Annotated in this window: 15 protein-coding genes; 9 read left to right on the top strand and 6 right to left on the bottom strand. The window is 64.0% G+C overall.

Features of this window, described 5'->3' with window-relative positions; all coding sequences use genetic code 11:
- Positions 1–94: 94 nt before the first annotated feature.
- From C2138_RS08210 to C2138_RS08185, 6 genes are all read left to right on the top strand, one after another.
- Positions 95–1,048 (top strand): 3-hydroxyacyl-CoA dehydrogenase family protein, encoded by a 954-nt coding sequence (locus C2138_RS08210; RefSeq protein WP_159078178.1) that lies wholly within the window; start codon positions 95–97, stop codon positions 1,046–1,048.
- 34 nt (positions 1,049–1,082) lie between these two features.
- Positions 1,083–1,862 carry a FadR/GntR family transcriptional regulator gene (locus C2138_RS08205; RefSeq protein ID WP_158268756.1) on the top strand — a complete coding sequence of 260 codons (780 nt, stop codon included), beginning with the start codon at positions 1,083–1,085 and terminating at the stop codon, positions 1,860–1,862.
- A 149-nt stretch (positions 1,863–2,011) separates the two neighbouring features.
- Positions 2,012–3,037 carry a TRAP transporter substrate-binding protein gene (locus C2138_RS08200; protein WP_158268755.1) on the top strand — a complete coding sequence of 342 codons (1,026 nt, stop codon included), beginning with the start codon at positions 2,012–2,014 and terminating at the stop codon, positions 3,035–3,037.
- 105 nt (positions 3,038–3,142) lie between these two features.
- The gene (gene otnK / locus C2138_RS08195) at positions 3,143–4,396 is read left to right on the top strand and encodes a 3-oxo-tetronate kinase (RefSeq protein ID WP_108516965.1); all 1,254 of its coding nucleotides are present in this window, start codon (positions 3,143–3,145) and stop codon (positions 4,394–4,396) included.
- Positions 4,393–5,025 carry a class II aldolase/adducin family protein gene (locus tag C2138_RS08190; RefSeq protein ID WP_108516963.1) on the top strand — a complete coding sequence of 211 codons (633 nt, stop codon included), beginning with the start codon at positions 4,393–4,395 and terminating at the stop codon, positions 5,023–5,025. Before otnK ends, C2138_RS08190 begins: the two co-directional genes overlap by 4 nt.
- A 7-nt stretch (positions 5,026–5,032) precedes the next feature.
- Complete coding sequence (locus C2138_RS08185; protein ID WP_108516961.1) at positions 5,033–5,824, top strand: TIM barrel protein; 792 nt, start codon at positions 5,033–5,035, stop codon at positions 5,822–5,824.
- An 83-nt stretch (positions 5,825–5,907) separates the two neighbouring features.
- Here C2138_RS08185 and C2138_RS08180 read toward each other — a convergent pair whose 3' ends face one another.
- From C2138_RS08180 to C2138_RS08165, 4 genes are all read right to left on the bottom strand, one after another.
- Positions 5,908–6,801: a glycine betaine ABC transporter substrate-binding protein gene (locus C2138_RS08180; RefSeq protein ID WP_108516960.1), complete on the bottom strand. Its 894-nt coding sequence runs from the start codon at positions 6,799–6,801 to the stop codon at positions 5,908–5,910.
- Between the two features lie 99 nt (positions 6,802–6,900).
- Positions 6,901–7,824, bottom strand: coding sequence for an ABC transporter permease (locus C2138_RS08175; RefSeq protein ID WP_108516958.1), 924 nt, complete (start codon positions 7,822–7,824; stop codon positions 6,901–6,903).
- Positions 7,824–9,110, bottom strand: coding sequence for a quaternary amine ABC transporter ATP-binding protein (locus C2138_RS08170; RefSeq protein ID WP_108518954.1), 1,287 nt, complete (start codon positions 9,108–9,110; stop codon positions 7,824–7,826). Before C2138_RS08170 ends, C2138_RS08175 begins: the two co-directional genes overlap by 1 nt.
- 450 nt (positions 9,111–9,560) lie before the next feature.
- Positions 9,561–10,445 (bottom strand): acyl-CoA thioesterase, encoded by an 885-nt coding sequence (locus tag C2138_RS08165; RefSeq protein ID WP_108516957.1) that lies wholly within the window; start codon positions 10,443–10,445, stop codon positions 9,561–9,563.
- Between the two features lie 78 nt (positions 10,446–10,523).
- Here C2138_RS08165 and C2138_RS08160 point away from each other — a divergent pair, with 78 nt between their 5' ends.
- Positions 10,524–11,198, top strand: coding sequence for a DUF8185 domain-containing protein (locus tag C2138_RS08160; RefSeq protein WP_108516956.1), 675 nt, complete (start codon positions 10,524–10,526; stop codon positions 11,196–11,198).
- On the opposite strand, the gene C2138_RS08155 is transcribed toward C2138_RS08160, so the two are convergent.
- A complete protein-coding gene (locus C2138_RS08155; protein WP_108516954.1) occupies positions 11,195–12,025 on the bottom strand; it encodes a helix-turn-helix transcriptional regulator in 831 nt (276 codons plus the stop codon). The two genes, C2138_RS08160 and C2138_RS08155, sit on opposite strands and share 4 nt — an antisense overlap.
- 100 nt (positions 12,026–12,125) lie before the next feature.
- Between C2138_RS08155 and hxlB the strand changes: the two genes are divergently transcribed.
- Positions 12,126–12,704 carry a 6-phospho-3-hexuloisomerase gene (hxlB, locus tag C2138_RS08150; RefSeq protein ID WP_108516952.1) on the top strand — a complete coding sequence of 193 codons (579 nt, stop codon included), beginning with the start codon at positions 12,126–12,128 and terminating at the stop codon, positions 12,702–12,704.
- 64 nt (positions 12,705–12,768) lie between these two features.
- Positions 12,769–13,392: a 3-hexulose-6-phosphate synthase gene (gene hxlA / locus C2138_RS08145; protein ID WP_108516950.1), complete on the top strand. Its 624-nt coding sequence runs from the start codon at positions 12,769–12,771 to the stop codon at positions 13,390–13,392.
- 70 nt (positions 13,393–13,462) lie between these two features.
- On the opposite strand, the gene C2138_RS08140 is transcribed toward hxlA, so the two are convergent.
- Positions 13,463–15,127, bottom strand: a complete 1,665-nt coding sequence (locus C2138_RS08140) for an FAD-binding dehydrogenase (protein ID WP_108516948.1) — start codon at positions 15,125–15,127, stop codon at positions 13,463–13,465.
- Positions 15,128–15,357 lie beyond the last annotated feature (230 nt).

The raw sequence follows: 15,357 nt of genomic DNA, 5'->3' as shown, positions 1-15,357 counted from the left end.
GGCCCGACGCGGGCGGGGGAGTTAACAGGGCACCCCGCGAATGTCGGCGTAGCTGCGGGCTACAGCTCGCGGTGCCCACTTGATGAGGAGAAACATGAACATCGACACCACTCGTGTCGCGATCGTCGGCGCCGGATACATGGGCGGCGGCATCGGCCAAACGTTGGCTCGCGGAGGAGCAACGGTTGTTCTCCTCGACCGCGACCCCGCCGCCGCCGAGGCAGGTCACCGCCGCGTCGTAGAGCAGGCAGCAGACTTCGAAGAAAAGGGCTACTTCGACAAGGGCGATGCCGAGGCAATCGCGGCACGCATTTCGTGGTCCGGCGACATCGCCGCCTCCGTCGCATCCGCCGACCTGATCTTCGAGGTCGTCTTCGAGGACCTCGAAGTCAAGAAGCCCGTGTTGCTCGAGATCGAAAAGCACGCCAGGCCCGACGCCATCATCGCCTCGAACACATCCGCGATTCCGATTGCTGCCATGGCGGAGGTGCTCTCGACCCCCGAGCGCTTCTTCGGCATCCACTTCTTCAACCCTGCCCAGTTGCTGCCCGGCGTCGAGGTCATCCCCGGTGAAAAGAGCGACCGTTCGCTGATCCCCGGCATCCTGGAGCTCCTCACGGCTGCGGGCAAAGAGCCTGCGGTCGTGCCAGACACCCCCGGCTTCGTGTGCAACCGCCTTCAGTTTGCCCTCTACAAGGAGGCCGTGAAGATGGTCGAGGAGGGTGCAGTTTCGCCCGAGCAGATCGACACCGTCGTGAAGGCATCCTTTGGTTTCCGTCTCGCCCTCTACGGACCGTTCCAGGTCGGCGACATGGCTGGTCTCGATGTCTACGCGAGCTCGTACAAGTCGCTTGAGGCCGAGCTGGGCGAGCGCTACACCGTGCCGGACTCCCTTCGTGAGCGTGTCGAGAGCGGCGACTTCGGCATCAAGACCGGCGGCGGATACCTTGGCTTGAGCGAAGACGAGGCTGCCCGCCTCATCGCCGGCCGAGACAAGGCCTATGTTGCCCTCGGTGCACTGCGCCGGGAACTGGCAGCGGATAGCTAACCGCAGCACAACGATGTGATTCCAGGAGACGATGATGAATTCCGACAACGGTAACGGCGCCGCCGCTAGTGGCCTCGCGCCTCTGGCGATCCATCGGGAATCACTGTCGGCTCAGATCATCAAGGCCCTCACGGAATACTTCTTCTCTGGCTCAGTGCAGGCGGGCAGCAAGCTGCCCTCCGAACGTCAGCTTGCCGACTCCCTCGGGGTCAGTCGCGGGGCGGTGCGGGATGCTATCCAGTCGCTGGGTCTGCTGGGTGTCGTAGACATTCGGCAGGGCGATGGCACCTACTTGCGCGCCGGCGGGTCAGACCTGTTGCCGCGGGTCATCGAGTGGGGCCTCTTCTTGGGTGAGCGCCGTGTCATGGATCTCGTTGAGGCCCGTCAGCAACTGGAGATCGTCGTAGCCGGTTTCGCCGCTCGACGTCGCAGCGACGACGATGTGGCGAAGCTGCAGAGTCTGGTTGACGCCATGGACGAAGAAGCGAACCGGCCGGGCTTTATCGATTTCGACGTGGACTTTCACGCCGCGATCGCAGAAGCGGCAGGAAACATGGCGCTGCGAGACACGCTCGCGGGCATCACATCGCTGATTCGTTTGTGGATGACGCGATCGATCGAGGCCGCGGGAGAAACAGAGAGTTCCAATGCCGAGCACAAGGCGATTCTGAAGGCGATCGTCGCCGGCGATTCGCGTGCCGCCCAGAGCGCAATGCGCAGGCACATGAAGTGCGCCGAGCAGCGTTTGCGCCGCACGCTGGGCAACAACCCGAGCATGTCGACTACGAGGGATCGCCCGCCCGTCGCCAGCTAGAACATACCCACCACGAGAGCGTCCCGGGCGCAGCCTTGCCCAAAACGCCCCATAGCTACGCAATCACATTCACAACCCACACCGGATTCCGCCCCATCTTCCGGTTTGCACCCCCGGGGAAACACGAAAGGTACACAATGAAGTCATCCATGACTCGGCGTAACGGCCGCCGCGCATCCGCGCTGCTCGGCTCGGTCGTCATCGGAGCCCTGGCCCTCACGGGCTGCAGCTCCAGCACAGGTGGAGAGGCATCCGCCGACGGCGGAATTGAGCCGATGACCCTAACCCTCGGCCACGCATACGCGGTCGACAGCCTGCAGCACCGTGCTGCCGAGCAGCTCGCTGAGAAGCTCGACAAGGCATCTGACGGCGCCATCACGCTTGAGGTTTACCCCTCGGCTCAGATGGGCAGCTGGGAAGAAATGCAGGAGGGCCTGGAGATCGGGTCTGTCGACATTGTTATCGAGAGCCTCGGTTCGCTCGAGCGTTACACCGACCTTGCCGCGATTGAAGGGCTCCCGTTCCTCTACGAGGACGCTGACCACTTCTTCGAGGTGTGGGATGGCGAGATGGCCGACGAGATCCTCGACGCAGTGCGTGAGGACTCCGGCTTCAAGCTTGTTGGTGACATGTACCGCGGTGGGCGTCAGCTCAACAGCGTTCGCGCCATCGAGAGCGTTTCTGACCTCAAGGGCCTGAAGCTCCGCGTGCCTAACCAGCAGACCTACATCTCTACCTGGAACGCACTCGGCGCGACTCCGACCCCGATGGCACTCAACGAGGTCTTCAGCGCAATGGAGCAGGGCGCAATCGAGGGCCAGGAAAACCCAATCGACGTCGTTCGCTTCAGCAGCTTCTATGAGGTTGCGCCGTTCGTGACCGAGACGAACCACCTGTTCGGCAACTTCCACTTCCAGCTCTGGGGCGACGCGTTCGACGCATGGCCCGCCGAGGTTCAGGAAGTCTTCCTCACCGCAGTTGACGAGGTATCTGCTGATTACCGCGCCACCTCGATCTCTGAGGCTGAGGCCAACAAGACGTTCCTCGAAGAGGCCGGTGTCGAGTTCTTCGAGATCGATCTCGCCGAGTGGCGCAAACCGGTTGCGGGCATGGTCGACGAGGCCAACCCGACCGTCAAGGAGTGGGCAGAGCGCATCCTCGCACTTCGCGAGTAGCACCCCCGATCGCGCTCACGCGCACTAGCCCGGCCGAGTCGCCCCCGCGACTCGGCCGGGCATCCCCATACCCCGTAGGAAAACCAAGATTGTGAAGAGAACACCATGGCACCGTGGCTGGGCGTAATTGCTGACGACTACACCGGAGCGACCGACCTCGCAGGAATGCTCGTGCGATCGGGCACGAGCGCTGTGCAGTTCTTCGGGGTGCCAACGGACGACATGGTTGTTCCCGAGGCCGATTGCCTCGTCGTCGCGCTCAAGTCGCGCAGCATCGATGCGGCGGATGCTGTCGAGCAGTCGCTCGAGGCGGCGCGCTGGCTGCTAGCCCAGGGCGTTGAACAGCTCTTCTTCAAATACTGCTCCACCTTTGACTCGACGGCAGCGGGCAACATCGGCCCCGTTGCGGAGGCGCTCCACCGCGAAATTGGATCAGGAATCGCCGTGATCGCCCCCGCTGTGCCCGAGAACGGCCGCACGGTCTATCAGGGCCGCCTCTTCGTGGGTGAAAAGCCTCTGGATGAGTCGCCGATGCGCAACCATCCCCTCAACCCGATGACCGATTCCGACCTCGGCCGGCTTTTCTCCGCCCAGAGCTCGTTGACCACCGGTCTCGTATCGCTCTCTACTGTGCGTTCCGGCGCTGACGCTGTTCGGCAACGTCTCACAGCGCTTGAAGCCGATGGCATTTCGTTCGCCGTCGTCGACACCGTCGCTGATGAGGATCTCATTGCGATCGGTGCCGCGATCGTCGACGCCAAGCTCGTCACGGGTGCCGCAGGAATGGCCGTTGGACTTGCCGCCGCCAGGGCTGCCGCCACCGGGCAATCTTCTGCCCCAGCCCCCGCGCTGCCCGTCGGCGCCGCTGCCGTCCTCTCGGGCAGCTGCTCAACGGCAACCCAGGGCCAGGTCGCCCTGTACAGCCAAGACCACCCGAGCTTTCTCATCGACCCGCTGCGTCTCGCGGCCGGAGACGACGTCGTAGGGGAGGCCCTCGCCTTCGCCCGCGACAACCTCGACTCCGTTCCCCTCATCTACTCATCGGCCGACCCCGCTCAGGTCGCCGCAGTGCAGGCAGAGCTGGGTGTTTCGCGCTCGGCCGGTCTGATCGAGGATGCCTTCGCATCCATCGCCCGTGGCTTGGTCGAGAGTGGTGTTCGCCGCCTCATTGTCGCCGGCGGCGAGACCTCCGGTGCCGTGGTCGTTGGTCTTGGCACGAGCGCGATCCAGATTGGCGAAGAGGTTGACCCCGGGGTTCCCTGGACCATCTCCGTCGATGAGCCCCAGATTGGCCTCCTGCTCAAGTCCGGCAATTTCGGGGCACCCGATATCTTTACGAAGGCGTTGGAGGGGCGATGAGCGAATCAGCCGAGCTCCGCGCAGCCCTCGTCGAGACGGCAGCACGGCTGGACGCTGCCGGATACTCGCCGGGGACATCCGGAAACATCAGCGTTCGCCACGGGGACACGATCATCGTCTCGCCGACCGGCGCACGGCTGGGCGCTCTTGATCCGGATGCCCTGAGCATCGTCGATCTCGACGGCCGCCACCTCGAAGGCCCCAAGCCGACGAAAGAGTCGCTGTTTCACGCCGCGGTCTACCGGGCCCGGCCCGAAGATCGTGCTGTCGTTCACTTGCACTCGCCCTATGCGAGCGCGCTGTCGTGCCTTGATGGGCTCGACCCCGAGAACGCGCTGCCCGCATACACCCCGTACTTCATCATGCGGGTGGGCGACCTGCCCGTCGTTCCCTACTTTCCCCCGGGGGATGAGGGGCTCGCCGCCGCGATCGGCACTGTTGCGCAGGCGCACCGTTCGATGATGCTTTCGAATCACGGCTCGCTGGTTTCAGGTCGCTCGCTCGACGCCGCCGCTTCTGCCGCGGAGGAGATCGAAGAGACCGCCAGGCTTCACTTCGTGATCGGCGACCGCGCGGCCAAGCTTCTTTCGGCTGACCAGGTGGCGGAACTTCGCCGCCGCTACCCCTGAGGACCCCATGCAATTCACGTCGATCAACACGTCGATCATCGTGGGAGATCTTCCCCTCGATGAGCAGCTAGCTCTCGCCGCATCCCACGGATTTACCGAGGTCGAGCTGTGGTGGCCTTTCGAGACTGCGAACCCGACCGACGATCAGGTCAGCGGATTCCTTCGCACGGTAGAGGCCTCCGGTCTCGCCCTCATCGGCTTGAACCTCTATGAGGGTGGGATGGCCGAAGGCAACCGTGGCATCGCGTGCTGGCCGGGATTCGAGCAAGAGATGGGGGATACGGTCGCCGTCGCCAAGCGCATTGGGCTGGCGACCGGGTGCCGCATGTTCAACGTGCTCAACGGAACGATTCTGCCCGATGTGGATCGCGCAGAGCAGGATGCCCTGGCCGCCGCCAATACGGCCTACGCGGCACAGGAGCTGGGTGCGATCGGAGGCACGGTCACGATCGAGCAGCTCTCCCACATTCCCGGCTACGGCCTGCGGACCGCTGCCGACGTGCTCGGGGCAATCGAGCGCGCCGTTGCGGTCAACGGGGCCGACAACATCCGCATGCAGGTCGACCTCTTTCACATGTACAACGTCGGCGACGACGTTCCAACATTCTTCGACGAGAACTGGCGAGTGATCGGCCACGTTCAGGTCGCCGACGAGCCGGGCCGGGGTGGACCCGGCACGGGCAGCAGGCCCGTCATCGAGCACCTGGAGCGACTTCGCGCCAACGGCTACACGGGCCGCTTCACTCTGGAGTACTCGTGGGCTGGCCCCGACGGCGATCCGTTTGGATGGATGCGCTAGAACCGAAACTACAGAGAAGGGCGGCGACCACTGGTGTGGTCGCCGCCCTTCTTTTTGCTAGCCCGTTAGGTGCCGCTAGCCCGTTAGGACGCCGTCAATGTATCGACGTAGTCCTGGTTGGCGGCCATCCACTCGGCCACGACGGGGCCATAGTCGCTGCCGTCGTATTCATTGAACATGGCGTTCTCGAGCGAGAACAGCAGCTCGGAATCCATCGTGAATGCCGAGATCCAGGTAGCGACCTCGGCGAAGTCGGATTCGAATCCGGTACGCGAGTAGCTGTAGAGACTCTCGGTGCCTCCGAGCATTCCGTCGGGGTCTTCGAGATCCTTGATGGGGAAGGCGTCGTAGGCCCAGTGCGGGCGCCACAGGGTAACGGCAATGTTCTCGTTGTTGTCGAGCGCCGCGGTCAGTTCCGTGAGCATGGCGGGCGTCGACGAGGTGATGAAGTTGAGCTTGTCGAGGCCGTACCCCGGAATGACCGAGTCTTCCATCGCACCCGTGAGACCTGCGCCCGGCTCGATTCCCACGATGCGGTTGTCGAAGAGATCGGCGTTCGCCGCTAGCTCGGCGAGCGAATCGATGGGGGCATCCTCGTTGACGGCAACCGTAAGCGTGGCGTCGTCATTCCAGGCACCGAGTTCGACGATGTCGTCGCCATACTCCTTGACGTACTCGGCGTGGGTGCCGGGCAGCCATACATCTAGCGTGAGGTCGTAGTCGGCGCTGGCGAGCCCGTTGAACACGGGGGCTGCGTCGGCGTATTCGAGAGTCACGTCGTAACCCTCGTTCTCGAGGACTGCCTTCCACAGCTCCGATACGGCGATGCCTTCATCCCAGCCGTTGAACACGGCGATTGTGAGTTGCTTGCCATCGTCGGCAGATCCGGTGTCGGCGGTGCACCCGGTGAGCGCGAGGCCCGCGACCACCACGGTAGCGGCGGCCTTGGTGAGGGGGTTCCTCAGGTGATTTTTCATGCTGTCTTCCTTTCTGGGGCGCGCGCTAATGCGCGGCCGGGGTTGACGAAATACGCCGTATGGGCACGGGGGCGGATTCGGGCATCGCCCGAATCGCGGTTAGGCGCGCAGCGCCTGGGGAGGGGGATTCGGTGCGATGCTCGTGCGGTCGCGGGTCTGGCGTGAGCCCCAGCGGCCGATCAGGCGGGAGAACAGCCCTCGGCCCGTGCCGAATGCGGCAGTGAGCCGATCGAGGATGATCGCGATAATGACAACAGAGACGCCCGCCTCAACGCCGAGCCCGACGTCGATGCGGTTGAGGCTCGCAACAATCTGGCCGCCCAGCCCGCCGGCGCCGACCATCCCGGCAATCACGACCATCGAAAGCGACAGCATGATCACCTGGTTCAGGCCGGCCATGATCGTGGGCAGTGCGAGCGGCAGCTCGATCTGGCGCAGGATCCGGGCAGGAGACGCGCCGAAGGCTTGACCCGCCTCAACGACCTCTCGGTCGACGCCTCGGATGCCCAGCTCCGTCAGGCGGACTCCGGGCGCCATGGCAAAGATGATCGTCGCCACAATTCCCGGAACAACGCCGACGCGAAACAGCAGCAGCGCGGGGATCAGGTAAACGAAGGCCGGGGTCGTCTGCATAAAGTCGAGCACAGGGCGCAGAATCGATGAGAAAACCGACGACTTGGCAGCCCCAATGCCGAGCGGCACGCTGATGATGATCGCTATGACGGATGCCACTAAGACCAGTGCGAGCGAATCCATGGCGTTGTCCCACTGATCGACACCGACGATGACGAGCAGCGCGAGCGAGGTTCCGACCGCGAAGATCCACCCCCGAGCCATGAGACCCACCAGAGCAGCGAGCACGATGATCACCCAGAACGGCGGCGACGACAACACAAGGTCGACTCCGTTGTAGAGAGCGAGAAAGATTGCGCGCAGCACCCCGAAGAAACCAGAGAGGTTTTCGGTAGTGAAGCTGACGGCGGATTCCATCCAGTCGCCGAGGGGAATTCTCAGGTCGCCCATCATGCACCGACCTTTGCTGCCGTGGCACGAAGGGTGTCGCTGATGACGCTGGTCGGCACTGTGGGTGGCGGCTCAACGATCGGCAGTTCGCCTGTTGTGGTGGGGGTGACGTTTCCCAGGGCAGCCAGGAGCGTGACGCGGGGGACGACTCCCATAAGGCGCCCGTCGGCATCGACGACGGCGATCGGGAGAGGGCTTTCGAGCGATGCCTCGACAATGTCGGTGAGCAGAGCATCCGGAGAAACGGTGGTCACTGACCTATCGATCACCCCCAGCAGGTCGGGGTCACGGCGCCGCACCTGGGCGAGCACCTCGTGGTCACGGACCGCACCTTCGAGCTTGCGAGATTTGCCCACCACCAGCAGGGCAGAAGTTTGCATATCTCGCATGGTGCGCAGGGCAGCGCGGGGGCCCGCCGAAATAGCTGCGATGGCACGGGCGGGTTCCATCACGCTGCTGGCGGTCAGCACCCGAGAGCGATCGACGTCCTGCACAAACTGGGCGACGTAGTCGTTTGCCGGGTCGGTGAGGATGTCCTCCGGGGTGCCGATCTGCACAATGCGGCCGTCGCGCATTACCGCGATGCGATCGCCGAGAAACATGGCCTCGTTGAGGTCGTGGGTGATGAAGATGATGGTTTTTCCGAGCACAGCCTGCAGCTCAACGAGCTGTTCCTGCATCTCGCGTCGGATGAGCGGGTCGAGGGCGCTGAACGCCTCATCCATGAGCAGCACATCGGTGTCGGCGGTGAGAGCCCTGGCAATGCCGACGCGCTGTTTCATGCCGCCCGAAAGCTCTGAGGGCAGCGAATCTTCCCACCCACCGAGACCAACCAGGTGGATGGTCTTGCGAGCGAGTTCGAGACGCTTGGCCTTGCGCACGCCCTGAATTTCGAGGCCATAGGCCACGTTGTCAAGGACGGTTCGGTGGGGGAGTAGGGCGAAGTGCTGGAAGACCATCGACACGCTGCTGCGGCGGACGATGCGCAACGCTTTGGCTGAAATTCCTGTCGTGGGCAGACCGTTGATGGTCACTGACCCCGAAGTCACATCGAGTAGCCCGTTGAGCATGCGAATGAGGGTCGACTTGCCGGAGCCGCTGAGGCCCATGACAACAAAAATCTCACCCTGCTTCACCTCGAATGAGGCATCGATTACCGCTGCTGTTCCAAACGAGCTCACGTCTGCACGAGATGCACCGTTTTTTAGCTGTGAAACGGCCTCGCTGGATTTCTTTCCGAACACCTTATAAAGGTGCTCGGCCTTGACTGCAATACTTTCGGTCACGTTGTCCTGGCGACGACCACAGGTCACCGCGTGGCGGCGACAGGCTCGTGCTTCGGGTTACGGTCCGGGTCTCTGGTGCAACCCTGCATCGGGGCTGTAATAACAAGATGCAGCGAGGGAGCCTCGCCGCGGGGCGGGCCCGCCACCAGATGACCATACGCTCGCGCTCGGTCTCATCCGGGGATGCAACCGGCCACGTCCGCGGCCTAGATGTTGGGTCAGTCCGATGCTGCTGAAGGGTCAGAGCAAAGCGAACCGTTAAACACCATAGCCACAGACTGGGAGTTCGCCGAGTTGAGCAAGTATCGCCTAATGTGGGACATTGGGCGCTCAGAAGCCGGGTTTGCGGCGATCTGCGAGCGATACGGCGGGGTGCCGATCGTTGCCATTACGTTATATCGCGACGGTTCGGACCCATCGAGGCCACATCGACGGGGCATCGAATGGTGGTTAGTCGAACTCGGCGGGGTTCGGTACCCGAACCATTCCCTCTTGAGCCACCGTGGCGACCAGCATGCCATCGCGGGTGTAAACACGACCGGAAGAGAGGCCTCGCCCGCCGATGGCGTTGGGGGATTGCTGCACGTAGAGAAGCCATTCGTCGACACGAGCAAAACGGTGGAACCACATGGCGTGGTCGAGGCTTGCGACCTTGAGACCGGGGGTGATCCAGGCAACTCCGTGTCGACGAAGGATCGGCTCAAGCAGCGAAAAATCGCTGGCATAGGCGAGGGCTGCACGGTGCAGATTGGGGTCGTCGGGCATTGTGCCCACCGCTTTGAGCCACACGGCCTGGTGTTCCGTGCGCTCGCCCTCGACGGATAAGAAGATGGGGGAGGGAGCAAACCGCAGATCGAATGGTCGGTTCTCTGCCCAGTTCCTAGCGATGGGGTGTTCGATTCCGGCGAGCACCTCGCGAACGTGGGGGAGCGACTCCGGGTCTGGAATGTCACTTGGCATGTCCATCTGGTGCTCGAGGCCCGTCACCTGGGTCTGAAACGAGCTGATGAGCGAGAGGATGGGCTCGCCGTTTTGATAGGCCTGGACCCCGCGGGCGGAGAACGAACGCCCGTCGTGAATGCGCGCGACCGAGAAAGTGATGGGCTTTGACGCGTCGCCGGGCCGCAAAAAGTACCCGTGCATCGAGTGCAGTACCCGATCCTCCTCCACCGTGTTCATGGCGGCGACGAGCGACTGGGCGATTACTTGCCCACCGAATACGCGCCCGCCGGGTTGCCACTGACTCTTGCCGGTGAAGATGTCGTTGCTCGTTCTGGCGCCGGTATCGGTGAGATCGAGGGTGGCCAAAAGGCCTTCGAGCGGTGCAACTGACATGGAGCCTCCCCGGCGCAATACGTGGAGCGAGTCAAAGTGGAGAAAAGGCCCGCCGATACTAGGTAGTTTAGATTGCAGATGAGCCAGAACTTCACCCTTACCGATTCCCTCTCCCTCGATGACCTGCAGGTCTTTTTGACCCGCGCGGGCCGGGTGGAGAACGGTTCCGTGCGCCTAATCGCCGGATCCGGGGTGCTCGCGGTCTACGTCGGCGTGATCTTTCCGCACGGGCTACTCGACGAGAGCCCGACCGTGCTCGGGCTTCGAACCTTCGCCCTCAGCGACGGAGGCTCCTTCGACGCCGTTGTGCCCATCCGTTCGCTGGCGGAGCGCATTGTCCGTTTGCAGGGCCAGGATCGGGATCGGGATGCCCCCGTCACAGTTGGGCTGCCGATGCAAGTGAACACCGCGACGTGGGCGGCCATCTCGCCTCCGAAGGGCGGCTGGCGCGCTTTGCCCCACACCGACGGAGCGCTTCTGGAGTCGACCGCGAGAGCCGGCATCGCCGAGGTCGCCGAAACGATCCCGTCCGGTACGGGAGAGCAGATCGTCAACAGAGTTCGCTCCGAAGTCTGGAGTCGTGGCATTCCCGGGCTCGAATATGTTCCGGCTGGCGCCGCATTTGCCGCATACAGCCTGGGATTCATCGACGCAGGGCCCGTTGCTGTCTTCGAAACCGGTCCGTGGACGCGCCTGAGCACCCCGCGCGGCCACACCCTGGTTCGCCGCAGAGGCTGGACTCTGCAGCGCTAGCTGCGCGCGAGCGCCGCGAGTTCGGCTCGACTGGTTGCCCCTGTTTTGCGCAACAGATTCGAGACGTGAAACTTGACCGTGTTGCCGCTGATGCCCAGTTGTTCTGCAATTGCGTTGTTTCGGGCGCCCGCTACAACGAGCTTGAGAACCTCGCGTTCGCGGGCGGAGAACTCGACGGCGTCGACGAGCGGTTCCGGCTCCGCTGGCGGGTCGAGGGGCAACCGGATGTCGAGCGACGAGCCCCAGCCAGGAGTCGCCGAAACCGAGAGGGTGCCGTCCAGGGCGCTGACCCGCTCGGCGATGGGCCTGAGCGAATCGTCCTTTGCCGTGAGATCGCCCTGGCCGTCGTCGCGGATGCCGATCAGCAGATTGAGGCCGTCGCAGTCCCATTGAATCCGCACTTTCGTGGTTTCGCCCTTATCGACGAAGGCCAAGACGGCGCTGCGCACGATCGCTCGAGCAGCATGGGCCACAGCTCCCGGAAGGGCGCGCCCCGTCGTCGGCGGCTCAACGAATTGCACCTCGAGGTCGCCGAATCGCACGAGTGGTCGCAGGTCGTTCCGCAGCCGAGCGAACGCCCCGACGACAGGTTCGAGCAGGCTTGTTCGCTGCTGGTCGGTGGCCATGCGAAGCCCCACGAGTGCCGTCGTGGCAAGGTCGATCGCCATGGTGCGGGCGGCCGTGTCGTCCAGGCGTATTGAGCGCAGGATCGCGAGCATGGATTCGAGTGTGACGGCGTGCCGATCTGCCTGCTCTGCAACCACTCGGGCGTGGTCGAGCACAAGGCGGCGGGATGCGGGGGTGGGGACTTCGGCGTCGGCGCTCATACCTTGAACCTACCCGGATAGAGAGCACTACCCATTCGGGTAGCAAAAACTGGACTCATGGGTGGGGGGCTCAACGCAGCGGAGCCCCAACGATAGAGCAATGGATGTCATGCAAACCGGTGTCGGATACTCCCTCACCCGCATCGCTCGCGAACTCGATTCCGTTGTCGATCACCTCGTTCACGCCGACCCGATTGCCCTCGCTGGCTTTGTCGAGCTGGTCGCCGAGGCCCCCCGTGTCTTCGTTCTGGGCGCTGGGCGCTCCGGTCTTGCGCTTCGCATGACCGCGATGCGCCTCATGCACCTCGGCCTTGAGGTCCACGTCGTCGGTGAGGTCACGACCCCGGCGATCGGTAGGCAAGACCTTCTGCTCACGGCAAGCGGTTCGGGAACGACGGGCGGCATTGTTCGCGCGGCCCAGACGGCAGTTGCTGCCGGGGCGGTAGTCGCCGCAATCACGACAGATCCCGATTCCCCTCTCGCCTCTCTCGCGTCGGCGACGATCACCGTGCCTGCAGCGGGAAAGCTCGACAGGTCGGGAGAAGCATCCGCTCAATATGCGGGGAGCCTGTTCGAGCAGACCGTCGTCGTGTTCGGGGACGCCCTATTTCATGCCCTGTGGATGCGCTCCGGTGCCAGCGCCGACGAGCTGTGGCCACGCCACGCCAACATCGAATAGGCCTCCTCCACTCCGCCGCAAGCCAGAACGACAAGCCCAGCAACAACCGAACAGAAAGAACCACATGAAACTGCAGTTCGCCATGGACACCCTCACCACCGAGGCAGCCCTCGAACTCGCCGCAGCCGCGGCGCCCTACGTTGACATCCTTGAGCTGGGAACCCCGCTCATCAAGAGCGCAGGCCTCTCGGCCATCACGGCCATCAAGGCAGCGCACCCCGACAAGATCGTGTTCGCCGACCTCAAAACCATGGATGCTGGCGAGCTCGAAGCCGACATCGCATTCGCCGCCGGTGCCGACCTCGTGACCGTGCTCGGTGCGGCGGGCGACAGCACCATCGTCGGTGCCGTCACAGCGGCCAAGAAGCATGGCAAGGGTGTCGTCGTTGACCTCATCGGCGTTGCCGACAAGCCCGCCCGTGCCAAGGAGGTCGTCGCCCTTGGTGTGGAGTTCGTCGAGATGCACGCCGGTCTCGACGAGCAGGCAGAAGAGGGCTTCACGTTCTCCACGCTGCTGCGGGACGGCGAAAGCTCTGGTGTGCCGTTCTCGGTGGCCGGTGGCATCAACGTCTCGACAATCGCTTCGGTTCAGCAGTCCGGCGCACAGGTCGCCGTAGCGGGCGGCGCCATCTATGGTGCTCCCGATGTCGGAGCGGCCGCAGCTGCTCTCCGGGCCGCAATCGTCTAAGCGCGCTCACAGAATGGCCCGGCGGAGTCGTCGGGCCCTTCGTGCGCTCCGTGAGCGGTGGGTCGGACGGCTACTGCGCTGCGGCGGCGCGGCCCGCCGTTCGACCGCTGAAGAGGCAGCCGCCAAGAAAGGTCCCTTCGAGCGAGCGGTACCCGTGGACTCCGCCTCCGCCGAAACCGGCCGCCTCGCCCGCAGCGTAGAGCCCAGGGATCGGGGCCCCATCGCTGCCGAGCACGCGGGCATCCAGATCGGTTTGCAGCCCGCCCAGCGACTTGCGCGTGAGGATGTGGAGCTTCACGGCGATGAGGGGCCCGGCCGAGGGGTCGAGAATTTTGTGGGGCGAGGCAACCCTGATGAGCTTGTCCCCGCGATAGTTCCTAGCCTGTCGTAGTGCGTTGACCTGCGAATCCTTGCTGAACTCGTTGTCGAGCTGGCGGTCGCGAGCAGCAATCTCCCACCGCACCCGTGCGGCATCGATGGGCACGTCGGGGGTGAGCTGCTGCATTCGATCGAGCAGGTCGTCAAGGGTGTCGGCGACAATAAAGTCGGCACCCCGATCCTTGAATGCCTCGACGGGCCCAGGCGCTCCCGCGCGCACCCGCTGCAGCAGCAGAGGAATGTCCTTGCCGGTCAGATCGGGATTCTGCTCACTCCCCGACAGGGCAAATTCCTTCTCGATAATCTTCTGCGTGAGCACGAACCAGCTGTGGTCGTGGCCCGTCGTGCGCAGATGTTCGAGAGTTCCGAGGGTGTCGAAGCCGGGGAACAACGGCACGGGCAAACGCTTACCTGTCGCGTCGAGCCAGATGCTCGATGGGCCGGGCAGAATGCGGATTCCGTGCTTGGCCCATACGGGCGCGTAGTTCTCGATGCCCTCGACGTAGTGCCACATGCGATCGCCGTTGACGAGACGCCCGCCCGCCTGCGCTGCGATGCCGAGCATCCGTCCATCAACGTGTGCTGGCACGCCCGACAGCATCGATACGGGCGGCGTGCCCATCCTCGCCGGCCACTGCTCTCGAACCAGATCATGGTTGCCGCCGATTCCACCGGACGACACGATGACGGATGCTGCCCGCACCTCAAAATCTGCGGTCACGTCGCGGTTGCTGGCGGCACCGCGTGCGGCGTTGTCGGGCGCGAGCACAGATCCCCGTGCTCCGACCACGGCACCGTCCTCGACGACGAGCTCGTCGACACGGTGCCTAAAGAGCAGGGTGACGTGCCCCGATTCGACTCCGGCTCGCACCCTGGCGAGGAAGGGAGCAAGGAGTCCTGGCCCGGTGCCCCACGTGATGTGGAACCGCGGAACCGAGTTTCCGTGCCCCGTCGCTGTATACCCGCCGCGCTCCGCCCAGCCAACGACGGGGAACCAGCGAACCCCCATTGCGTGAAGCCAGGAACGTTTTTCTCCCGCGGCAAAATCGAGGTAGGCCTCCGCCCATCTGCGCCCCCAGGCATCCTCATCGTCTCGGTCGAAGCCTGCGCTGCCGTACCAGTCGTCGCGGGCGAGGTCGATGCTGTCGTGCACTCCCATGCGACGCTGCTCAGGCGAGTCAATAAGAAAGAGGCCGCCGAATGACCACCACGCTTGCCCGCCGAGGCTGGCTTCTGGCTCCTGATCGAGAATCGTCACTCTCTTGCCGGCGTCGATGAGTTCTGCCGCTGCGACCAGCCCAGCAAGGCCAGCCCCGATCACGATGGCATCGCTCTGTGCGGGAGTTGCTGCTGACATCGTGGGCTCCTCTGCCGGTCGGGTCTGGGCAGAGGCTATCGGCTCGACGGGGTGACCGAAAGGGATGCGCTCCCACGCGCCGCGGCAGTGGTTGATTTTCCAGCCCGCCGTGCGTAGCGTCACCTACGTCGGGCAACGAAGCCCGATCAGCCTGAGCCACAAGCCCGGGCTGGATGGATCGTGCCTAACCCTGGCTCACCTGCTGCGGTCGGCACCGGTCGAGGAGGCAG

The organism is Salinibacterium hongtaonis, assembly GCF_003065485.1.
GTDB lineage: Bacteria > Actinomycetota > Actinomycetes > Actinomycetales > Microbacteriaceae > Homoserinimonas > Homoserinimonas hongtaonis.
This window is presented reverse-complemented; position numbering and strand designations above follow the sequence as displayed.